The following is a 22,269-nucleotide window of genomic DNA, read 5'->3' on the forward strand; positions in this document are numbered from 1 at the left end:
ATAACTGACACAATGAAAATTACCTATAAAACGAAAATATCAGCGTTAATCAATGAAAATCCGGAAACCATTGAAGTACTAATTTCTGTAAATCCTCATTTCAGTAAATTGAAAAATCCGGTGCTTCGTGGGATTTTAGCCTCGAGGACCAGCCTGTCAGACGCGGCACACATAGCAAAATGCGATATTGAATCACTATTTAATTCGCTTGCAAAAATTGGCTTTGAGCCTGAATACGAATCCTCTATAATGAAAGAAGCCATAATCAAAAGCCGTACAAATCCCAAGATTTCAGAGGCCATTCACCAGTCAAAAATAAACGCGTTGGACGTAAGGCCAACATTGGAACGAGGAGAAGATCCGTTTAGTGAGATAATGGGAGAACTGGCAAAACTTCAGGATGGATATGTATTGGAGGTAATTAACTCGTTCGAACCCACACCGTTGATTAAAATTGCCCAAACGAAAGGGTTCGATAGTTTGGTTGAAGTAAAAAGTGATACCGTTTACACTTATTTCATGAAAGCTGGCGAGCCCAAAAAAGAACAACGTTCCGATGATTTGGTGTTTAAAATTTCGGTAGCCGAACATGAAATGCGCAGGGCCAGTTGCAATAGGGAAATTCAGGAAATTGACGTTCGTGAATTGGAAATGCCACTACCGATGGTTACCATTTTAGGGGAGTTGGAAAAATTACAAGAAAATGGCGCACTCTATGTTCACCATAAAAAAGTGCCCCAATATCTGCTGCCCGAATTGGCCGAACGGAATTTTAAAACCTGGATTGCAGAGGTGGATGATCAAAATGTAGAACTTCTTATCCACAAATAAATGAACCAGATTGCCAGCCAAAATGCACCATCGCCAAAGGTTGTTGTTCCGCATTTTATTTTCGGGGCGCTGACCTGGCTCATGGTCACAATTTTGATCATTTTTCATCCTGAAGCTTTTACGCAACATTATTTCAATGCAGAATTGCTTGCCATCACCCACCTGTTGGTGCTGGGTTGGATTACGATGATCATTTTCGGGGCTTTATATCAGCTGCTACCGGTCATAATGGAAGTGAAACTCTACAGCGAGACACTTGCTAAAATTTCATTTCTACTAATGGCAATTGGTACAATTCTGCTTTCCTTAGCATTTTGGCATTTTTCCTTTGGTCCATTGATGTTTATAGCCGGCATTTCTATTGTGATTTCTGTCAGCTTGTTTGTAGCCAATGCCTTGCTTACAGCACATTCCTCCAACAAAAATGTGATAGAACGTACTTTCATTGTCAGTTCGGTGATATGGCTGTTGTTCACGGTACTGGCCGGTTTGACCCTGGCAATTAACCTGTCGCATCCCTTTCTGAAAGTTTCGCATGTCGAACTTCTGAAATTGCACGCACATGCAGGCCTTGTGGGGTGGTTTGTTCAACTAATAATAGGCGTCAGCAGTAAACTATTGCCCATGTTCATGGTTTCTCACCATGTGAATACCAAAAAGCTAAACTTCTCCTTTTATACAATCAATATTGGCTTGCCAATAGGTATTATTGCTTTGTACCTGCAATACAAAATCGGGGTCGTTTTCAGCGCAATAATGGTTGTGGCGGGAATTGTTGGTTACTTATCATTTCTCCTGGCAAGCTATAAAAAGCGGGTGAAAAAGCAACTGGATATTGGAATGAAACAATCCGCCCTTTCGTTTGTATTCCTGGTGATCCCCTTATTCCTGATTTTTACACTCCTGCTTAATATCGACTTTCTCAATAGGCTCACCCTACCTTTGTCGGTGGCTTATGGAAGTGCAATTGTCATCGGGTTTATCACTTCGCTTGTAATGGGACAAACCTACAAGACTTTGCCTTTTATTGTCTGGCTGAAAGTATATCAAGGAAAGGTTGGCAAAGTGATACTGCCACTGCCCAAAGACCTTTATTCCGAAAAACTAGCCATTGCACAAGTCTGGCTTTTTGCCATTGGTTTTGGCTTTCTTTTGATCGGAATTTCCACAACAAACACGACTTTAGTGATGGTAAGTGGGATTTTGCTCTTGCTATCGGTTGCATTTTACAACCTCAATATTTTAAAAATAGTTCTACATAAACCAACAAATAAATAATTGCGTGATGGATACTGAAGAAATGAAAATACTTGAAATGCTAAAAAAGGTTATCGATCCTGAGTTGATGGTGAATATTATTGATCTGGGTTTGGTATATGGTGCGACTTTTGATGCAGCGGGCAGACAGATTGATGTTGCGCTGACGCTCACTTCTCCCGGGTGTCCCATGGGCGGCATCATAATTGAAGATGCGCAACAGACACTCGAAAGCAATTACCCTGGCTTCAATGTCAATATCAATCTTGTTTGGGAGCCTGCCTGGTCAATAGAAAGGCTCTCAGCGAAAGGGAAAGCAGAGTTGGGTTTCTCCTAAAAGAAGAATAGTTTGCTCAATTGTTCTCCCTTTTTTATTTGGCGATAGCAAAAAAAAGCAAATGCCAGGGTGACACAAATTCTGAAAACCATCGCTCCGATGGTTTTGGTTTCATGCAAACCGCCTCGGCTAATATGGACAAGCAGGCCGGCAAAGGCGATGAATAAAACCGCGACGGCAACAATTAAGATTTGATACGGCCATTTTTTCAGGCTAACAAGGCCATACGCTGCTGCCAGATAAAGCAGACTACTGATGAAGTTTGCCCAAACTACAAACAATACATAATTTCCCTCCTTAGCCCTGATGCCAAACAAATCAAAAATGACTGAACCACTCAGAAAAAGTGTCAACAGCGCAAATGCTACAAGTAGGGCGGCCAATATACGTGGGGCAGCTTTTCTCATTATTCACCGTTTATTTGATTGAAAGAATATAGTCAACCATCGCCTCTAACTCTTCTGCAGGCAATGCTTTCGTAATAGCTATTTGTGGTTGCATCAAGCTAGCCTGAGACGGATCAACGATGGCCTTACTTTCTCCTTTCAGAAACGCAATCAAACCCGCTTTGTTTCCTGAATAAGCCGCTGCAATATCTTTGGTAGAAGGGCCAACCAGTTTTGTATTCAATTGATGACAAACCAGACACCCGTTGTCAGAATATAGTTTCTGTCCGGTGCTGGAAACTGCCTTTGTGGGCGTAGACTTTTTCTCCACTATTTCTGAGCTTGCACTTTTTTCTGTTGCTGCTTTTATGCTATTTCCCTTGTTCGGTGAGCTGCAGGATAAACCCAATAGTAAAACCAACCCTACGGCAATAAAAGAATATTTTTTCATGTTGATATTTTTCATTTCAAGCTCCATTTTCGAAGTGTTTAATGCATCGAATTTGTAACAAGTTTTCTATTATGCTGACAATTCAAGCATTCTCTGCATCGGTTTCCTTGCCTTCTCCATAATTTCCATATCCAGATTAATTTCAAATTTTTCCTCATTCAGACTGTCGAATATTTTTTGCAAATCATGGAGTTTCATAAACCGGCAATCATTGCATCCACATGTAGAATCAATTGGTGGTGCAGGAATGAATGTTTTTTGTGGATTCCGTTTCCGCATTTGATGAAGGATGCCCGATTCGGTAGCTACAATGTATTCACTTCCTCCGTCAGTTTCAACAAACTTCAGAAGCGCCGATGTTGAGCCTACAAAATCAGCGGCTATCAGAACTGGTCCTTGACATTCTGGATGCGCAATTAATTTGGCTTTGGGGTGACTTTTTAATATAGCCAGCATCTTTTCCAGTGAAAATTCTTCATGTACATGACAGGCTCCATTCCAGAGTAACATATTTCTCCCGGTAATACTATTCAGGTAGTTCCCGAGGTTCCGATCAGGGGCAAAAATGATTTTCTGCTCTTTTGGAATACTTTCGATAATTTGGACAGCATTCGTGGAAGTACAGGTAATGTCGGTCATGGCCTTAATCCCCGCCGTTGTGTTAACATAGGAAACAACCATATGGTCGGGATATTCTTCCCTGAATTTCCTAAACTCTTCAGATGGACACGATTCAGCAAGTGAGCAGCCTGCCTCCAGATCAGGTATAAAAACCCTTTTTTGAGGCGATAATATTTTTGCAGTTTCCGCCATAAAATTGACCCCTGCAAACACAATAATATCCGCATTTGTCTCCGCAGATTTCCTTGACAGATCAAGGCTGTCGCCAACAAAATCAGCAATCTCCTGTATTTCCGGAATTTGGTAGTAGTGCGCCAGGATAACGGCGTTTTTTTCTTTTCTTAGTGAATTGATCTGACCGACCAAAATATCGTGACTGTTCATTTATTCAAGACGTTATACTATTGTGTCATCAGTAACTTCAATATTGAAATACATTTCGGTGAAGAATGTAATTAATCGGCCTGCACATTGCAGTTCAGACATGCCAGCGCGTAAGCGTCATATTCATCATAGGCAGGTCCCGGTATCCCGTTGACGGTGATAATACGATCAACCCGAACCTTGTCACCTGAGTCGAATGTTAAATATTTTTTAAATCCATCTGATTTCACCAAACCAGTAATTTTACCTTTGGCCTCTTCAACATCGTTTCCAGTTACGAAATAGAATACTTTGCTGAATTCCTTTTTTTGTTCTTCTAAAAACATGTCGTAATAATCCGGGGGTATAGGACTAAATTCTGTTTCCATCGTTTTCTCCTTTCTAGAATTAAAATTTTACTTTGGCGTGTTCATTTATGGTATTGCCTCCGGCTCCTTAATTTGTTTCATCAAGTCATCGTTCCAATCTCCTTCCACCTCAAGTTGAGCCACGGCTCCAAAGAGAATTGCCTCTATCAGGTTATGATTCAAATAAGTGTAAGTTCCGGGCTGCCGAAATTGATACAATGCAGCAACCGCCGAACCGCCGACAACGGACCACGATTCATAATTTGTAGCCGGTTCATCATTGAACGAGCCTCCCAACCAAACAAGATCGGCATGCCCGCCTATAAGGTGGATCCGGGTATCGCGGTTTGCCTGTGATGTAATGAAAAGCACCTTTTCACCTACTTTTGCTTCTAGTGCTTTGTCTCCGGTCAAGGCGTTCATTTTTCCATTGAACAAGAGGTGTGTGGGCAAAAGTGTCTTGATTGATGAGATTAAATCAGGAAACCCTTCGGCCGGAGAATCATATTCTTTGTAATTTCCATTTTCGTCTTTTGGAATATAAAAGTCTTGTTCTGCAATGTAGAACGCTTTGTCGTAGCGTACCGGATTGCCCAGTTCATCCTTCAAGCCGTCCCGCGGAAGCACCATGATCGCCCCATTCATTCCTGAAACAACATGTAAAGGAACCATAATACCACCAGGAGCACAATGGTAAACAAACACTCCGGCTTTTGTCGCTTTAAACCGGAACGTGACTTGTTCGCCGGGAGCAACATTGCTAATATCCCCACCTCCCATTGCTCCGGTAGCAGCATGAAAATCAATATTGTGGACCATGGTGTTTGTAGCAGCATTGATGAGCGTCAATTGCACGTAGTCGTCTTGATGGACAACGATCAACGGACCTGGTACGGTTCCGTTAAATGTGAGGGCCCAGGTTTTCACACCAGGGGCTATTTCCATCTCCTTCTCTTCAACAAAAAAAGTTACTTCAACAACCACAGGATCACCTTCTGCAACCTGTTCATGTTTTGGCAGTGCTGGTGGAGAGACCATCTCCTGCTTAATATGCTTTAAGTTATCAGCATCAAACAGAGGGGTTTCCGCAAAAACAGACTCTTTAGTATTATTCGGTGATGGGGTGCATGCTGTTAATATACTTATCAAAACCGCAAGAAGTATGGCGTAGTTTATTGTCTTGTTTTTCATTTCTTTTATCTCCATTAGTGCTAATTAAAAAATCCCAAAAATTATTTTCGTCACACAGAACCGAGATTCAGCAACGCTTAGCGTACATCCTATCTCTCATTTCTAATCGATAGAATTTTCTGTTATTTCCAGTCTTTTTAAGACAGCCTTGTTTTGACTAACCTTAGAAGCCAGGGACTGAATGGTAAGTCTGTTCACCAAGCTATAAAATGATTTCCTGACTGTTACGTATTCATCATGCATCGGGCACGGGTTTTGGGCATCGCACGATTTTAGGCCAAACCCACATTTATGAAAAAACTCCTGTCCTTCTGTCACGTTGATGACCTCCAGCAAGCTTAAGGATTTCTCTGAATTATCGAAGAAAAAGCCGCCTCCCCTTCCTTTCATGGATGACACCAATCCCGCGCGGGTGACAATCTGGAGCACTTTCCCGGTAAAACCCTCAGGCGAATCAATATTCCTCGCAATCTCTTTAAATCCGGGCCTTTCACCTTTCAAATTTTGAATATAGATGTACACCAGTGACCGAATTGCATATTCCGTTGTTTTTCCTAACATGACGACAAGCTATGTTTTCTATTTGTTACGGTGTAAAGGTACAAATTATTTTTATAAAAAGACACACATATCTTTTTATAGAAGATTTTAGTTAGCTTTGTCCCAATATTGTTAGATTATTAAAATGATCAGAGATGCAAAATTATTTTGAAAAACAATTTCAGCTACGATATTTTGAAATGAATAAGTTCGGAGAAGCTTCTCCAACGACCATCTTAACGCTACTCGAAGAAGCAGCTGCAGACCATTGTTACTCGATAAATCATAGTTTATATGATCTGGAAGAGCAAAATGTTGGGTGGGTACTACTCTCCGGAGTGATGGAGATGGACCGTTATCCTAAATACAAAGAAAAAATTACGATCAAAACATGGTTGTCAAGCTATTCCAAAATTAAAGGTATCAGAGAAAATATCATCTATGATGGCCAAGGATGCGTCATTGGAAGAGCCAAGGGACTATGGGTATTCTTTGACATTCAAAGGAAAAGGCCTATTCAGATATTCGACGACATAAAAGAAAAATGGGGTAGCGATCATGAAGAATCTATTGACCACGATATTTCAAGGAAAATTCAGGCAATTGACTCAGGAGAATATGCCAACGAATTTAGAATAAATCGATTTGATGTTGATACGAATCTGCATGTGAATAATATCAGGTACTTGCAATGGATGATTGAGTCTATGCCAAAAGAAATTACCGACAATTATGATTTACATTATATCGATGGACGCTTTATTGCTGAAGCTCATTATGGTGACACAATTCTATCCTATTCAAAGATTGATGTTCATGAAAATTCGTTTTCTCACACTATTAAGACGCAAAGTAACAATAAGGATTGTGCCATAGCAAAAACGAAATGGAAGGAAAGAAAATGGCAAAAGAAATAAACAAACCAAAAACGAATGAATTTCCAACGGAGAAGGAAGAGATTAAGACACTACTGTCTCGTTAAAAGAGACTGAGTGACAATTGTTTATAATTTAGTTCTTTGACATTTTTGTAATCATTGTTTGTAAGTAACTCTTTGATAGGAGTTTTGTCCAGTAGCGATATTCCGAAAATTTGTAGAATTTCGTAGGTTGAACGGTCTATTTTCAGTTCTTTGCTTATAATGGCACCAAACAATATGTGGTAATTGCACAATAGAGTTGTGTTTTTACAGCATTAAGGGTATGGCCCCAAAAGCTTTTCACTTTAAGATGCTGTTTGATCCATTTAAATGCCTTATGGAGAGCTCTCCATAATTGCTTCCGCTTTATAAAACAAGAGCTTAATGCCAGTCATTTTATCTCTGTCAGCAAGAACGGGATAACAGTCATGCTGTATATGACACTTAGCGCCGCCATGTTATTGCAGCTCTACAAAAAGCTCAACGGATTGGGTTATAAAACAGCAAAAAGAAGATTCGCCATTGAATTGTGGGAGAGATGGATAGCCGTTTTTGTAAAGGAATGTGGTGGAAATCCGGAACTGATCAATAGGGGTTACTCCCATCAATTTTCAGTTCCTTGATTTTTGGCCTAATAAAAGGCCGTCCTTTAAAATTTCTTTCGACCACAACTAATTCGTAATCCCACGCTGAAGTCACTTCTTTAAAAGTCACACGGTCACCAATCTCAGTTATTGCTTCTATCTCAAGCTTTAATTGGGTGCTGAGAAGTTCAAATTCATTGATATCTGCATCCTTAAGAATCCCAATATTGAGTGTAGACTGGGCTTGAATAGTTGCTGGTATGATCAGTAGTCCGATGATTATTATTATTAAAAATATTTTTGGGACACTCATGTGGTTTGCAAATTAATTAACTCTGCAACATCTTGCTCGAATATTTTTGCTGACCGTTATTACTCTTGGGAAATTATTCAACGTGCGTTTGATTGATTCAAACAGGGAAATCAATTGCAGCACCTTAAATGCTGAGTAAAGTTCTGCGAAAGAGTAGAAAATGTTTGTGGACGTCTTTATGTATTGCAACTGTCTCGTATTGAATTGATTTTCTGCTTCTTCCTTAACCTGATCAACTAGCTTTGAAGGAATAATCCCAGATCAAGCAGGAAATTCCAGCAGAGTCCGAGAACCTGATATTTGTAGCATCTAATGGGTATCGGAAAGCCTGAAAAGCTTGTTGTCCCAGTATAATCCAAATTGTCTTTATCACATCTATGGAGATGTATGATCAGGTACTGAGATTCTTTCAGGTGGAAATCTGAAATGCTAGGGGAGATCATTCGTTTTTTGTACCCGATGTGAATGGGGTTGTGATTCGGCATCCGGTGAGGGAAAGCAAGCGGAAAGGTTATATCGAAAGCCCGTGATAAACTGCTGGTTGATTATTCCGGAACCATTTATTCACTCCTCAATGCGTCAATCGGATCGAGCCTGGATGCTTTAAGTGCAGGATAAACCCCGAAGAATAAACCAACGGCCAATGAAAACAGGAACGAATATATTATGGACGGAATAGAGATGTTCAAAGTCCAGTCAGTGGCAAGAATAATGACAACCGAAGCCAAAACTCCGGTAACAATACCAATTATTCCACCCGCGATGCTAAGAATGGAAGATTCAATTACAAATTGAAGTAATATATCTTTTTTGCTTGCACCTACTGCCATACGCAAGCCAATTTCATTGATTCTTTCCCTTATTGCAATTAACATGATGGCGAGAATACCAATTCCACCTACAAGTAAAGAAACCCCTGCCGTACTTACGATAAGTGCCGTAAAAGTACCGGTTGTCTCTTTTTGGGTTTCCAACAGCTCTATTTGGTTCTGAATGGTAAAATCATCGGGTTTGTTTTGTTTGTTTAACCGGTGTTGTTCGCGCAACACTTCAGATATTTGGCCGGTGGCATTGTCCATTTCTTCGATTGAAGCGGCCTGAACATTAATTGTATTGATATAATTCAGATTAAAGACCCGGCGCAATGCTGTTTGAATCGGGATAAATATCTGGTCATCCTGATCAACTCCATTAAGGTCTGACCCTTTGGGCTCCATAACCCCGATAACTGAAAAAGGAATTCGTCCAATCCTTATTGTTTCACCAACCGGATTTCTTCCATCAAATAAATTATTTACCACTGTTTGGCCCAACACAGCAACTCTAAGATAGGCTTTATCTTCTTCTTCCGTAAAAAAATTGCCCTTTTCAACCTGGAAATTTCTGATAGCCTGATAATCGGAAGTGGTTCCTGTAATGGTTGTGTTGGTGCTTAAATTTTCCCATTTTACCTGCATCTTTTTTGTTTGAACGGGAGCAGCCATTCTTACATCAGGACATTCCGATGCCAGCATGTCAACATCCCTGAGGGTCAAACTGGTAACCGTTCCTCTTATTTGTTGCCTTCCTACATTTTTTTGCACCTGCCCGGTATTTACAATAATAAGATTTGTCCCCATTGATTCTATTTTGCTTAGCACTTCATTCTGAGCGCCATTGCCAATGGCAACCATAATAATTACAGCCGAAACACCAATAATAACCCCTATCAAAGAGAAAAAAGTTCTTAACTTATTAGATAGTAATTGACTACGTGATATTTTTATACTTTTTGATATTTTCATGGTTATATTAATTCATTTGCCTGAACTGCCCACATAAGCACCATTATTTTAAGGCTTCTATGGGGTTCAGCCGTGCCGCCTTTTTTGCTGGCTGAATACCTGCAAAAATCCCAACAGCACTTGAAGATACTACTCCCACCAAAATACTTTCCCATGAGACAGAAACAGGCATTTGCATCACAATTCCTAGGATTATTGCGCCCGCGCCGCCGAGAACAATGCCAATTATACCTCCTGATATAGTTACCGCAAGTGCCTCAACCAGAAATTGGGCAACAATTTTTTTACTGCTGGCGCCAACAGCCTTTCTCAATCCAATCTCTTTTTTTCTTTCATTCACAGAGATAGTCATGATGTTTGTAATCACAAATCCTCCCGTTATCAAAGACAAACCTGCAAGCAACGCCAGAAATATATTAAAGGTGCCTGAAACTTTCTCTGCCATTTTTGTTACTTCGGTAGGAGTGATAACGGTAAAATCATTGGGTACGCCTTCTGCAAGGCTGTGCCGTTCGCGTAAAATTTGACTAATTTTATCAACCGTTACATCTATATCCTTAGGATTGTGCAGCAAAACTTTAACGCCGGATAAATAGTCAATATTGGCAACACGACGCATAAAGGTGGTAAGTGGTATCATAATACGGTTATCCATATCACCCCCTCCCGGGCTTGTTCCCTTTGCTTCAAGAATGCCTTTTACTTCAAATTGGATGTTGCCGATTCTGATTTGTTCTCCGATGGGGTAAGTATCACCAAAAAGTTCTTTTTGTACCGTTGGCCCAATTAAACAAACACGGTTGAGTGTATTCATATCTTCGTCGGTAATAAAATCACCTTCTGTAACATCCCAGTTCCAAATCATAGCATACGCAGGGGTTATTCCAAATACAGCAGATGAATGAGATTTTTCAAAATATTTTAACTCCGAATTTCCTTTACGGCTAAAGGGAGCCACTCCATCAATTTCGGAGATTTCACGTTCCAAATATTCAGCATCTTCGGCCTTTAAGGTTGTACTGCCTTGATTTGCATTCATCTGTGATAGCTGAACTCCGCCCCCGGCAAATACCATAAGGCTTTCAGTGCCAAATTTATTAACCCTTTCCATTACCAGTCCTTTTGCGCCAAAACCAACTGAAACTATAATGGTTAACGCAATAATCCCGATAATTATCCCAATCATCATCAGAAACGAACGGAGTTTGTTTTTACCCAGGCTTTTTAACGCACTTAAAATTATCCTTTTAGTTTTCATCTGTCACCTCCTCTACTAATTTACTAAGTTCGTTTGTTGCATTTCTTGGCGATTCATTTAACTCATCACTGACAATAATACCATCGGAAATTTTAATTATCCTTTTGGCATGTTCGGCAATATCCTGCTCATGTGTGACCAGTACGATTGTTCTGCCTTCATCGTTTAGTCTCTGAAACAAAGACATAATCTCATAACTCGATTTTGTATCAAGATTCCCGGTTGGTTCATCAGCGAGGATGATTTCCGGGTCGTTCACCAGGGCACGGGCAATGGCAACACGTTGTTGCTGGCCTCCGGATAATTCGCCGGGATGATGGTGCATCCTGCCTTCAAGCCCCACTGCAATCAGTGCATCTTTGGCAAGTTTCCTGATATTTGACCTGTCGGAATAAATCAATGGCAATTCCACGTTTTCCAATGCACTGGTACGTGCCAGCAGGTTGTACGCCTGAAAAACAAAACCGATTTTTTTATTCCTGACCCTGGCAAGCGCTTCATCGTTCAGTTTACTTACCTCGGCTTCATCGAAATACAGCGAGCCATTTGTCGGTTTGTCCAGACACCCGATGATATTCATCAAGGTGGATTTACCCGAGCCGGAAGTCCCCATTATTGCAATAAGTTCGCCTTTATGAATTTCAAGCGAAACATCGCGTACGGCAACCACCTCGCCACTGGCTTCCTTGTTGTAAATTTTGCTTAGCCTTTCGGCTTTAATAACAACGTTATTCATCTGTTTTCCTCCTGTTATTTTTTTGATTTAATGAGACATTAAAATTTATTCCGGCAGCAGAATGGTTTCGCCTTCTTTAAGCCCTTCAGTAACTTCCGTGTAACTGCTATCATACCAGCCGGTTTTGATTTTTTTATTTATTCGTGCATCCCCATCAACTACTGTAACGAATCTTTCACCCTTCTCCCTTGTGATAGCCCGGGAAGGAACGGTAAGAACATCTTTTCTGGATTCTAAATATATTGTCACTGTCGTAGTCATTTCAGGCCTGAGTATTTTATCCTGAAAATCTTCTATCTCAACCACTACAATATAATTTACCACGTTATCCTGAATAACTGCCTTTGGGTAGATGGCTGTTACTTTTCCTTTAAAGTCGGTGTCGGTGTAAGTATCAACGGTAAAGGTTACTTCCTGGCCTGTGAAAATTTTCCCGATATCCGTTTCATCTACATAAACCTGTACTTCAAGCCGGTTCAAATCGATGATATTTACAAAAGTAGGGGCTGACAGGCCGGCCAAAACGGTTTCTCCTTCCTGTGTGGAAACAGAAGAAATAATTCCAGATGTTAACGCGTAAATTGTGGTGTACGACAACTGTACTTTGGCAACTTCCACATTTGCTTCAGCCTGTTTTAGCTGGGTCCCTGAAATTTTGAAGGTATTTTCTGCGATGTCGTACTGTTGTTGAGAAATATAGTTTTGTTCGAGCAACGATTTTTGCCTGTCCAAATTTAACTTTGCATATTCATAATCTGCCTCGGCTTTATTCATCGCTGCGATGTTCTGGTTTAGTTTTGCCTGGAGTTCGGCGTTGTCAAGTTCAGCAATAACCTGTCCTGCCTGAACATAATCACCGATATTGGCCCGTAATTTTTTGACAACCCCTGAAACCCGTGAGCCGACTTTTACCTCGGCCCCAACCTGCGGTTTTATTATTCCCGTTGCAAGGACTGTTGAGCCAATGTCTCTTCTTACAACTTCAGTAGTTTGTATTTTTTTTTCATTTTTATCGTTTGGTTTAAAAACGTAAAACCAAACAAAAAACAAAGCTGCAATTAATATCAGTAATACAATTAACCAATACGATTTTTTCATTTTATTCCCTTTTTATCAGTATTTATAAATTTCCGGTTGTTCTTCTCAATTCAGCAAGTGATATTTTATAATCAGCAACAGCTTGTATATAATTCTGCTCTGCTGCGACAAATGTCGTCTGGGCATCGGTTAGCTGAATGATTGAACCAGTGCCTTCTTTGTATTCTCCTTCAGAAAGAGACAGGTTTTCCCTGGCACTTTCCAGTCCTTTGGATGTTGTCATCACTCTTTCGGAAGATTCATTCACCGCCAGGAAGGCATCCCAGATTTCCTGACCGATTTGTTGTTTTAAAGCTTCAAAATCTTTCTCAAGCCCTTTTAGGGCTATTTCTTCCCCCGCTACCCGGGCTTTGGTTGAAAATCCTTTAAAAACAGGTATGGTAAGTGTCATTCCCAGCCACCAGTTTTGCTGCATGCCCGATATCTTTTCTCCGGCAAAATTGTAATTTGCATTGGCATCAAGCGAAGGGAAATATTCACCTTTGGCAAGCTGAATATAATTTTGCTGTGCGTTCAATAATGAATAAAACCTTTTGACCTCCACGCGCGATTCCATTGCTTCGGCAAAAAGCGAATCATACGATTGTACCGGGTTTTCATTCAGTTCCGAAAGGTCATCGACAATTTCTACTGCATTGTTTGAGGGCAATCCCATTAATTGATTCAGGTTTCCTTTGGCTGCAAGGAGCGAATTGGTTGCTTTTATCTTTTCCAGTTCGGCATTTGAAAGTTCGACCTCCGATTTAAGAATATCGGAACGGGTTGCCATACCGGCAATATTTCTGGCATTGGCAAAATCTAAATGCAACTGAGAATTTTTCACCGCTTCTTCAGTACTTTTCAGGATACGTTCTGCCTGTAATGTTTTATAATATGCATAGGTAATATTGAGGACCAAATCCTGTTTAATGGATTCGTGCTGAAAAATGTTTGCCTCATAATTATCCTTTGCTGCATTGTAGCCTGCTTTTGTCCTGTATCCGTTAAATAAATTATAGGACGCTGAAATGCCCGTGTTATAATTTTCATAACGCTGGCTGCCATTGTTGTTTGAATAGGTCGTGGCATTCGAGTTCAGGTTTACCTTTGGATAATAACCCGAGTGGGCTTCATCGATTTTTGTTTGGGTTTCTTCCACAAAAAATTGAGAAGATAGAATCGCCGGATTATTTTGAAGCCCCGTTTTAATACATTCTTCTAAACTCAACCTGTTGTATATTTCATTTTGAGCATACAAAAGCGGTGGAGAAATAAGCAATGCAATGAATAAGGTTTGGACAAACAATTTTCTCATAAAATATTTTTTTTACGATTGTTATTGTTCAAAATTAAACCGGTTGTTGTGGCTGTGAAAGCAAAAGTATGGCGAAACGGACAAAAAAGGAGGTGAAATAAAAAATGAATTGCGTTAAACTTTACAAAAGCCGGTTTTAGAACCTTTATGGAATTATAATTGATTTGGATGTTACTGCACAAGTATTGAAATAACCCAATGCACCATTATTAATATTAGAGATAGGGTTGGCAGGTGATGTTGACTGCTCCATAGGACCTCCCTCGCTTCCGCTTATCTGTCGGAGAGTTCTGAAATATTCATACGTGCTTTTATCAAGAGTTTGAAGTAATACGGTTACATAATCTCCTGTATTTAGCTTTGTGTTCTCAGAATAATTTGTTAAAAGAAGGTTTTTAATTTCACCATCTTGTAACTCATCATTGTCAATAAAAACACCATCCTGTTCAATGCCATTAATTATTAAGACAAAGCGGTAGTAATTGTTTTTCCCTGTGGGATCAGTAAATTGAACATTAATGGTTTCACCATTTCCGGCAGGACCAAAACTACCGGTATTTTCAACAGTCAATGTATCAATGTTTACAGGTGGAGGCATTGTTGAAACAGCTTTGTAAGTATTCTCACCAGTTGTAACTTCAAGGGTATAAGTCCTGCCAGGTGTTCCCTGGATAGCGTTTGCATTATAAAATCCAGTGATGGTTTCAGTAAGTGTTTCTGTATTTCCGGCATCATCATAAATTCTTACTGTGGCTTTTGATAAAGTGGGAAACGCATTTTCTTCCCTGAAGTTTACGGTTTCCGTGAGCCTAACGGTATAAGGTCCTGGCTGGTTTGATATTTCGCTTTCAATAACAATTTTAGGTTCGGAGATATTCAGGTCTATCTCAATTACTTTTTCGCAAGAGAAAAATAAAAAAATAAAAACAGCCTCAATCGTGAATTTTAATATATGCCTTTTCATTATTTAGAATTTAAAGTTGTACGTAATTGAAGGAATCCAACGGAACAAGGTTGTTTGAACTGCCTGCGTTTTTAAGGGATCACTGGGATCTTCCTGAAAAGTTATAGAATAGGCATTTTCACGGCCATAAGCATTGTATAATGAAAAATTCCAGCTTGATTCAAACTTTTCCGTTTTTTTTCGTTGCAAGGTCATCCCAAGGTCAAGGCGATGATAAGCAGGCATACGATAGCCATTACGCTCAGTGTAATAATTTACTACCTGACCGGCCACTTCATATTTCCCGCTTGGAAAGGTAACTGCATTGCCTGTGTAATATACCCACGAGGCCGACAGAGTTATCTTTTTGGAAAGATCATAAATACCCACAATAGAAATGTCATGTGTTCTGTCTTGCTTTGAAGGATAATATTCTCCATTATTTATCTCATCTATTTTTTTTTCGGTGCGGGCCAAGGTATAGCCAATCCAACCGTTTAATTTTCCGTATTTTTTCCTGAGGGAAAATTCCATGCCATACGCCCTACCCATTCCAAAGAGTAACTGTGATTCTACGCTTTCGTTAAACCGTAGCTCCGCTCCATCTTTGTAATCAATCTGGTTTTGCAGGTATTTGTAATAAATTTCCGTAGAAAATTCATAGGTATTGTTTTTGGAGTTCCGGAAATAACCTAGTGAAAATTGATCGGCAATTTCTGGTTTTACATTGTTACTGCTGGGTATCCATAAATCGGTGGGGTTACCTGAAGTAGAATTTGAAATTAAGTGCAGATTCTGGGTATTTCTTCCATACATTGCTTTAAAAGAACTTTTAGTGTTGATGATATATTTGATAGCGAGGCGCGGTTCAATGTTTAAATATGTTTTTACAAACTCTCCTGAACCATAAGTTGTGATGTATGTAGTTTCACCCGATGAATTGTAAGAGTAAAATTCTCCCGGACCCAATGTGCTAAAGCTCGACAGGCGGATGCCATACTCAATTCCGAGCAGGTTGTCAGGTTTGTATTCATGAGAAATGTAAACTGCATTTTCCCATGCATACTTGTGAGGGAGATCTAATTCACTAATGGAGTAATCGGTTTCGGCCGTAATAACGCCTGGTATTATGTTGTGATAAATAGAGTTAAACCCAAACTTGTATTTATTTTTCGAATTTTTGAAAAATTGGAAGTCTTGTTTAATGTTGTAGTTCTGTATCCTTGAAATAATATCCCCCTCTGTACTTCCAAAATCTGTGTGAATGTTGTAATCGTAATTGCTGAAAATAACAGAAGTATTTGCGAATATTTTATCATTGATTAGATGATTCCACCTTAGCGTTCCGGTAATATTTCCCCAGTCAACTCCAATCCGATCTTCGAAACCGAGTACATCCCGGCCAAAATAACCAGAGATAAGAATCCTGTTTTTTTTATTTATGTGATAGTTTGCCTTGGCATTTAAATCATAAAAATATAGCTTTGATTGATTTACAGAACTATATTTCGAAAGCTTAAGAAACAGATCTGCGTAAGTTCTTCTTCCTGAGATAGTAAAAGAACCTTTGTCTTTTTCTATTGGCCCATCAATCTTTAAACGTGAAGAAATCAAACCAATACCTCCTTCGACTCCGAATTTTTGATTGCTACCCTCCTGCATCTTAATGTCTAATACAGAAGAGAGGCGACCACCATATTCGGATGGTTGGCTTCCTTTATAAAGGGTCACGTCTTTTAATGCATCGGAATTGAACACAGAAAAGAAACCCAACAGGTGTGAGGCGTTGTAAACCGTCGCTTCATCCAATAAAATCAAATTTTGATCTGCAGCGCCGCCACGAACATAAAATCCACTATTCCCTTCCCCGGCTGCCTTTACTCCTGGCATCAACTGAATGGCTTTGAGGATATCTTTTTCACCAAATAATACAGGAATTTTTTCTATCGTTTTTACATTTATTTTTTCAACTCCCATTTGTATTTTGGTAATATTTTCATCTTGCCTTTCTGCACTTACAACCACTTCTTCAAGTTCGTTCACATTTTCATTAAGTGTGAAATTAGATTTGGAGTTTTTTCTTAACGCTATTGTAACCGATTGTGGTTCATATCCTATAAACTGGGCAGTAACTGTGTAGTCACCTTCAGTAGTTGTGATGGAATAAAAACCATAAGCATTAGTAACTGTGCCAACAGTTTGTAGTTCTCTAATAAATATTGTGGCACCAATTAATTCTTCTCCTGTTTTTTCGTCTTTTACATAACCACTTATGGTGTATTTTGTTTGAGCGTACATAGAAAAAGCAAATAAGCAGAATATGGCTAGAATAAACAATCCCCTTTTTTTCATCTTTTTTATTTTGAAGGGGCAAAACTATAAACAGGCACCTGCATTTTTAATAAAAAATAACCGAAGCGGACAAAAAGAGGAGTGAAAATAGAATTTCACTGGTTTTTAATTGCCTGATAACCAGTTTAGAAAATCTCTGGATTTTTCTTTGCTTATAATTATTTTTTCTTTGAAAGGTATAATAAGGCTTACCGATAACTTACGGGCAAAATACTGCGATGCATTGGTAATGGCTTTTCGGTTGATTAAAAATTGTCGGTTTGCCCGGTAAAAATCATTTCCTGTAATTTTTTCCAGTTCTTCAAGCGTCTTATTTACGGAGTATGGTTTTTGGTCAAAAGCTATGAGATGTGTAACTTCATATTTAATGTAAAATAGTGCGATATCATCAAGTTTTACCGGAATAATATTGTCTTTTTGGTAAACTAAAACTGAAACCTGTTTTTGATTTCTTTTACCTTCCAATAGTTCAAGTATTGTTTTGTATGACGGTGCGTTATTAGCAAAACTAGCACTTAAATCCATGTATTTTTTTAGTGATTCCTGTATTGCTTTTTTTGTAAACGGTTTTAATATGTAGTCTATTCCGTTTACTTTAAATGCCTTCAAGGCATATTCATCATAAGCCGTACAGAAAATTACAGGAGATTTTATTGGAGTTTTATTAAATATTTCAAAGCTTAGGCCATCGCCCAGCTGAATATCACAAAATATTAAATCCGGTCTTTCATTGTTTCGAAAGTAGGCAACACCTTCCTTTACCGACCTTATACTTGCCATGATTTGTACCTCATTATCAACTTCTAAAATGGTCGCGGCCAAATTGTCGGCTGTATGGTGTTCATCTTCAATGATTACTATTTTCATTCCTCAGAATTTTAATACTTACTGAAAATTGGTTGCCTGTTGTGCGAATAATAACTACATCACCCGACAAAATTTTGTATCGTTCGGCAAGATTCGTCAGGCCTAAACCAGTTGTTGTTTCTGTGACTAATTTAGGCTGTAGGTTGTTGATCACGGTAATACTGCCTTCATCATATTTTATCTGTATTTGTAAGGGTGATTCGTTAGTTAAAGCATTATGTTTGATCGCATTTTCCGACAATAATTGAAGCGAGAATACAGGGACAAACCCTGTTTGTTGAATTTCTTTGGGAATATCTATATTGAACTTCAAAGCTCCACCGTACCTGATTTTTTGCATTTTTAAGTAATCTAGGCATAATTTTATTTCATCTTTTATTTGTACAATATTGTTGTTTTCTGTAGAGACTGACACCCGTAAAAAATCTGACAACTTTATGAGATAATCTTCTGCAACATCAGGCGATTTATTTATTAGAGCTTTAAGCGTATTCAATGAGTTAAACAAAAAATGAGGATGTATTTGCTGTTTTAACTGTTGATACATGGCTTCGCTGTTTTTTTGTTTTAGTTGAGCATTTTCAATCTCAATTTTCGTTTTCTTTTCTCGGAGTAATAGTAAATCCATGAGAATTAGGATCACGGTATTCAGTGAAATTGCCATAACTATAATTGCGTAAGGAGAATGGGATTCGGTTATCTCGCTGGCTGTGTTAATCGTAGAAAAAATTATTTTACGCATTCTGATTGCAAACATGATGAAACTGACAGATAGCAAATAGCTTATCAAGTATCTTAGTCTGTTGAAATTTTTTTTTCTGTATTCAAGTATTCCCAGGAAATAATGAATGGCAATATTTATTATCCAGGCAAAAAAGATGATTAATGTAATTGATAAAACTGCCTTGGGATATATATTATAAGATACAGCCCTTATAATGAATATTGGAGTAATAGCCAGAATCCCTATTAAAGGCGAGGTATAAAGTGTAACAAGCAAAAGTTTTTTGATGTTTGAATCTATTTTCATTACAATGCAAATTTATATTTTATTCCTTGATAGAAATTGTGTTGCAATACCAAAGCAGGCAAAATTTACCTTGTAATGGACATATTGCAGAGCGAACATTTTAGTTTAGTAATAAGAACCGGATTGGTTTTCAAATCGACTTTTTAAAAGTAAAAGAATTTTTTTTGTAAGGCTTTGCAAGACCGTTTTAATTGGCTTTTCGGAGTAGGCTCATTTGTCGTAGTATATTACCTACGTCCTTCTTCTTCAGTATCTAACTTATAACCAGATAACTTCGATTTCATTACCAACACGAGGATAGTCTCAATGAAAATAAGTGATACATTTTTGGAATCTACGGTTGCGGTCAACTCTGTTGGGGCTTGTCCTTGCAAAATCACTTGTTGGATATAGATCTGCATGGTATTCAGTACATTGTAAATAAAAATGCGCAGCGAGTCGTTACTAAAAATAAATTCTTTGGAAAACAAGAGCAATTCATGTGTCGGGTTCTCTTTAGGTTGCGCAGAACGAACTCCATAATATTTTGTCTTTTGTAATCGATGAAATTGGATACGTATTCGGAGGCATCAATAATGGAATTTACGAAGATGATTTCTGGAAATATGATCCTACCGCGGATAGCTGGACTCGGTTGAGAGACATTTCGGATGCAACGGATGAAGATTACGACGATGACTATGCCATTGTTCGAATTAATGCGGTGACTTTTGTGATGAACGGAATGGGCTATGTTGCCACAGGTGGTCGAAGTACAACAGGTGGTGACGTATGGGAATATAATCCTGCCACCGACTTATGGGAAGAAAAAACCGAGTTGGCTGAGGACGGTAGCGGCGGAGCCGACCGCACTGAGGCCGTTGGGTTCACGATAAACAATATTGGATACATCATGACAGGCCGAAATAGCGGCTATTATTTTGATGATGTTTGGCGTTTTGAACCAAGTTCAGAAATGAATGAATATGACTAATTGGAAGTCAATGAAACTTAAAAGAGTAATAATCCTGCTAGTTGGCGGATTATTACTCTTTAGTTGCCAGCGAGATTCAAAGCCGAAGCTCGAAGTGTTTCAAACTGAAAAAGGATGGGGTTACGTGGTGAAAAAGAGTGATCACGTTGTTATCCACCAGGGTATCATTCCGGCTGTTCCCGGAAATCAGTCGTTTTCAACCAAAGAAGACGCTGAAAAAATCGGCCAGTTGGTATTAAAAAAAATAAATGACGATCAGCATCCTTCATTAACTGTAAATGAGCTTGACAGCCTTCATGTTTTTTATTTCTCTCCCCAATAAAGAACTATCTGGGCATTTTGATTTTCTTTCTATTCGATTTTCTCCACAAATTGATTATTCTCAGCACGTATCAAAAGCATCAATAAATACATTTGAATATCTCATAAAAGAAATTGACCATCTCTCGAGAAAATGGATAAAAGTTTTTGCATATCAATAACGGGGATCAGGTGATATTTCCGGTGGATTAAATTTTCAAGCATAAATTTTAGAGACTCTGAAAAGGAAATATTTAACATCGTTCACCCCTCTCAAAACTGCTCTGAAAGCTTTAAGTTTAGCGTTGAAGGATTCAGCTGAGGCATTGGTACTACGGTTATCAAAGAAGTTCAATATTTCCGTGTAATGGGTATAGATAGTTGCAGAGATTGTGTTAAAAGATTCAAAGCCTGAATCAGTTATCTGGTTGTACCATATTGCCAGCTTCGCCAAGCTGGCACCTTTGTCTTTTGTAAGTGAAAGGATCATTCGCAGAGAAAGGGTCAGGCTATAAGCTTGTTTGATGCCGGGATATTGGGCAAACAGGATCTTTGCTCTTTCCTTTTGTGTATTGGACCATTTGTCGGCTGACTTGAAAAGCAGGTATCTGCTCCGGGCGAGGAGTTGTCTTTTTGTATCCCCGTTGTCAAATCGAAAAGGCACATCCTGTAGGGCTACATAGGCCAGTTTCTGTACATGGAAACGCTCGATAACCTTTGTTGGCTTGGTAAAACAATGTTTTACAATCAGGTTCATTATCCGGCTATATCAAGGGTGATTTCATCAACCTTATCGCGTAACTTTTTGGGGATTTTCATCAAGATATCAATAACTGATTCCGACTTTGTCCCTTTAATCATGGCGCCCAATGCACCTTTTCGCCCTTTAGCTGCTTTGTTGGTCAATATCGTGTTAAGTTCCCCGTTCGACAGGGATCTCTCGTTAAGGCTCAACTGTGCCCCGCTATTGTCGGGAAACAGCAGCCAGTCTTCGGCATGGTCTTTCTGATCTCACCCGGGATAATCGCTAAAATGCTCCTTATATTGCTGCCCAAAATGATCGCCATCGATGAAATAAAATTTTTCAAAACTATTGCTACTGATCGGGTAGTTGTCCACCTATTCCTTTTAAAAAAGACGCGAAACTTTTTGTGTAACGCGTTCCTTCTGCTGTTGTATCCCAGTTGTTGCTGATGATTTGCCCCTGTCTCTTCAACCTTCCATTTCCGCCTCCTTATACGAAGAAACACCGCCCTTCCTCGTATTGGTTGTACGGTTACCGGAGCATGAAACCCTGTTGAGCTAAGCTTAACATGTTTGTACGCCGGAGGAGCAACGTTCATCTCATCCAGATAAACATCAATTGTCTTATCCTTGATTTGTACATCGGCAATCTAAAATAATCAAACAATTCTTCCGGTAGAATGGCTTTGATAAGCTGGTTGTATTGACTTTGCGCCGATCCCATGGCTG

General features: G+C 39.1%; 25 protein-coding genes. 6 read left to right on the forward strand and 19 right to left on the reverse strand.

Annotation, left to right across the window (positions count from 1 at the left end; translation table 11 throughout):
• The first annotated feature begins 12 nt into the window (after positions 1–12).
• The 3 genes from N2K84_RS06225 (at position 13) to N2K84_RS06235 (ending at position 2,425) form a co-directional block, all read left to right on the forward strand.
• Positions 13–831 carry a DUF2249 domain-containing protein gene (locus N2K84_RS06225; RefSeq protein WP_282590926.1) on the forward strand — a complete coding sequence of 273 codons (819 nt, stop codon included), beginning with the start codon at positions 13–15 and terminating at the stop codon, positions 829–831.
• A gap of 228 nt (positions 832–1,059) precedes the next feature.
• Complete coding sequence (locus N2K84_RS06230; protein WP_282590927.1) at positions 1,060–2,109, forward strand: hypothetical protein; 1,050 nt, start codon at positions 1,060–1,062, stop codon at positions 2,107–2,109.
• A 7-nt stretch (positions 2,110–2,116) separates the two neighbouring features.
• Entirely contained in the window at positions 2,117–2,425 is a 309-nt protein-coding gene (locus tag N2K84_RS06235) for a metal-sulfur cluster assembly factor (RefSeq protein WP_053186426.1), read from the forward strand.
• Here the strand turns inward: N2K84_RS06235 and N2K84_RS06240 are convergent.
• From N2K84_RS06240 to N2K84_RS06265, 6 genes are all read right to left on the reverse strand, one after another.
• Positions 2,422–2,832, reverse strand: a complete 411-nt coding sequence (locus N2K84_RS06240; RefSeq protein ID WP_282590928.1) for a hypothetical protein — start codon at positions 2,830–2,832, stop codon at positions 2,422–2,424. The two genes, N2K84_RS06235 and N2K84_RS06240, sit on opposite strands and share 4 nt — an antisense overlap.
• Positions 2,833–2,842: 10 nt before the next feature.
• Positions 2,843–3,289, reverse strand: a complete 447-nt coding sequence (locus N2K84_RS06245) for a c-type cytochrome (RefSeq protein ID WP_204375036.1) — start codon at positions 3,287–3,289, stop codon at positions 2,843–2,845.
• 42 nt (positions 3,290–3,331) lie between these two features.
• Positions 3,332–4,267, reverse strand: a complete 936-nt coding sequence (gene nadA / locus N2K84_RS06250) for a quinolinate synthase NadA (RefSeq protein ID WP_053186274.1) — start codon at positions 4,265–4,267, stop codon at positions 3,332–3,334.
• Between the two features lie 71 nt (positions 4,268–4,338).
• Positions 4,339–4,635, reverse strand: a complete 297-nt coding sequence (locus tag N2K84_RS06255; protein ID WP_282590929.1) for a hypothetical protein — start codon at positions 4,633–4,635, stop codon at positions 4,339–4,341.
• A gap of 45 nt (positions 4,636–4,680) precedes the next feature.
• Positions 4,681–5,820 (reverse strand): copper-containing nitrite reductase, encoded by a 1,140-nt coding sequence (gene nirK / locus N2K84_RS06260; protein WP_282590930.1) that lies wholly within the window; start codon positions 5,818–5,820, stop codon positions 4,681–4,683.
• Positions 5,821–5,907: 87 nt separating this feature from the next.
• Complete coding sequence (locus tag N2K84_RS06265; RefSeq protein ID WP_282590931.1) at positions 5,908–6,366, reverse strand: RrF2 family transcriptional regulator; 459 nt, start codon at positions 6,364–6,366, stop codon at positions 5,908–5,910.
• 134 nt (positions 6,367–6,500) lie between these two features.
• Between N2K84_RS06265 and N2K84_RS06270 the strand changes: the two genes are divergently transcribed.
• A complete protein-coding gene (locus N2K84_RS06270; protein ID WP_282590932.1) occupies positions 6,501–7,262 on the forward strand; it encodes an acyl-[acyl-carrier-protein] thioesterase in 762 nt (253 codons plus the stop codon).
• Between the two features lie 587 nt (positions 7,263–7,849).
• On the opposite strand, the gene N2K84_RS06280 is transcribed toward N2K84_RS06270, so the two are convergent.
• From N2K84_RS06280 to N2K84_RS06325, 10 genes are all read right to left on the reverse strand, one after another.
• Positions 7,850–8,161: a hypothetical protein gene (locus tag N2K84_RS06280; RefSeq protein WP_282590933.1), complete on the reverse strand. Its 312-nt coding sequence runs from the start codon at positions 8,159–8,161 to the stop codon at positions 7,850–7,852.
• A 560-nt stretch (positions 8,162–8,721) separates the two neighbouring features.
• Positions 8,722–9,945: an ABC transporter permease gene (locus N2K84_RS06285; RefSeq protein WP_282590934.1), complete on the reverse strand. Its 1,224-nt coding sequence runs from the start codon at positions 9,943–9,945 to the stop codon at positions 8,722–8,724.
• A 43-nt stretch (positions 9,946–9,988) separates the two neighbouring features.
• Positions 9,989–11,203 (reverse strand): ABC transporter permease, encoded by a 1,215-nt coding sequence (locus tag N2K84_RS06290; RefSeq protein ID WP_282590935.1) that lies wholly within the window; start codon positions 11,201–11,203, stop codon positions 9,989–9,991.
• Complete coding sequence (locus tag N2K84_RS06295) at positions 11,193–11,939, reverse strand: ABC transporter ATP-binding protein (protein ID WP_282590936.1); 747 nt, start codon at positions 11,937–11,939, stop codon at positions 11,193–11,195. Before N2K84_RS06295 ends, N2K84_RS06290 begins: the two co-directional genes overlap by 11 nt.
• A 45-nt stretch (positions 11,940–11,984) precedes the next feature.
• Complete coding sequence (locus tag N2K84_RS06300) at positions 11,985–13,037, reverse strand: efflux RND transporter periplasmic adaptor subunit (protein ID WP_282590937.1); 1,053 nt, start codon at positions 13,035–13,037, stop codon at positions 11,985–11,987.
• Between the two features lie 22 nt (positions 13,038–13,059).
• Positions 13,060–14,331, reverse strand: coding sequence for a TolC family protein (locus N2K84_RS06305; protein ID WP_282590938.1), 1,272 nt, complete (start codon positions 14,329–14,331; stop codon positions 13,060–13,062).
• A gap of 145 nt (positions 14,332–14,476) precedes the next feature.
• The gene (locus N2K84_RS06310; RefSeq protein WP_282590939.1) at positions 14,477–15,295 is read right to left on the reverse strand and encodes a DUF4249 domain-containing protein; all 819 of its coding nucleotides are present in this window, start codon (positions 15,293–15,295) and stop codon (positions 14,477–14,479) included.
• Between the two features lie 3 nt (positions 15,296–15,298).
• Positions 15,299–17,626 carry a TonB-dependent receptor gene (locus tag N2K84_RS06315; RefSeq protein ID WP_282590940.1) on the reverse strand — a complete coding sequence of 776 codons (2,328 nt, stop codon included), beginning with the start codon at positions 17,624–17,626 and terminating at the stop codon, positions 15,299–15,301.
• 105 nt (positions 17,627–17,731) lie between these two features.
• Positions 17,732–18,493 (reverse strand): LytR/AlgR family response regulator transcription factor, encoded by a 762-nt coding sequence (locus N2K84_RS06320; protein ID WP_282590941.1) that lies wholly within the window; start codon positions 18,491–18,493, stop codon positions 17,732–17,734.
• Positions 18,474–19,523, reverse strand: coding sequence for a sensor histidine kinase (locus N2K84_RS06325; RefSeq protein ID WP_282590942.1), 1,050 nt, complete (start codon positions 19,521–19,523; stop codon positions 18,474–18,476). The genes N2K84_RS06320 and N2K84_RS06325 overlap by 20 nt, the downstream gene beginning before the upstream one ends.
• A gap of 526 nt (positions 19,524–20,049) precedes the next feature.
• Between N2K84_RS06325 and N2K84_RS06330 the strand changes: the two genes are divergently transcribed.
• Both N2K84_RS06330 and N2K84_RS06335 read left to right on the forward strand, forming a co-directional pair.
• Positions 20,050–20,496: a Kelch repeat-containing protein gene (locus N2K84_RS06330; protein ID WP_282590943.1), complete on the forward strand. Its 447-nt coding sequence runs from the start codon at positions 20,050–20,052 to the stop codon at positions 20,494–20,496.
• A complete protein-coding gene (locus tag N2K84_RS06335) occupies positions 20,489–20,818 on the forward strand; it encodes a DUF4907 domain-containing protein (RefSeq protein WP_282590944.1) in 330 nt (109 codons plus the stop codon). Before N2K84_RS06330 ends, N2K84_RS06335 begins: the two co-directional genes overlap by 8 nt.
• Before the next feature lie 195 nt (positions 20,819–21,013).
• Here N2K84_RS06335 and N2K84_RS06340 read toward each other — a convergent pair whose 3' ends face one another.
• The 3 genes from N2K84_RS06340 to N2K84_RS20520 are packed head-to-tail and all read right to left on the reverse strand — an operon-like array spanning position 21,014 to position 22,190.
• Positions 21,014–21,553 (reverse strand): transposase, encoded by a 540-nt coding sequence (locus N2K84_RS06340; protein WP_282590945.1) that lies wholly within the window; start codon positions 21,551–21,553, stop codon positions 21,014–21,016.
• Entirely contained in the window at positions 21,553–21,750 is a 198-nt protein-coding gene (locus tag N2K84_RS06345) for a hypothetical protein (RefSeq protein ID WP_282590946.1), read from the reverse strand. The genes N2K84_RS06340 and N2K84_RS06345 overlap by 1 nt, the downstream gene beginning before the upstream one ends.
• Entirely contained in the window at positions 21,747–22,190 is a 444-nt protein-coding gene (locus N2K84_RS20520; RefSeq protein ID WP_428221982.1) for an ISAon1 family transposase N-terminal region protein, read from the reverse strand. Before N2K84_RS20520 ends, N2K84_RS06345 begins: the two co-directional genes overlap by 4 nt.
• Between the last annotated feature and the right edge of the window lie 79 nt (positions 22,191–22,269).

Source organism: Gaoshiqia sediminis, from assembly GCF_025907915.1.
Lineage (GTDB): Bacteria > Bacteroidota > Bacteroidia > Bacteroidales > Prolixibacteraceae > Gaoshiqia > Gaoshiqia sediminis.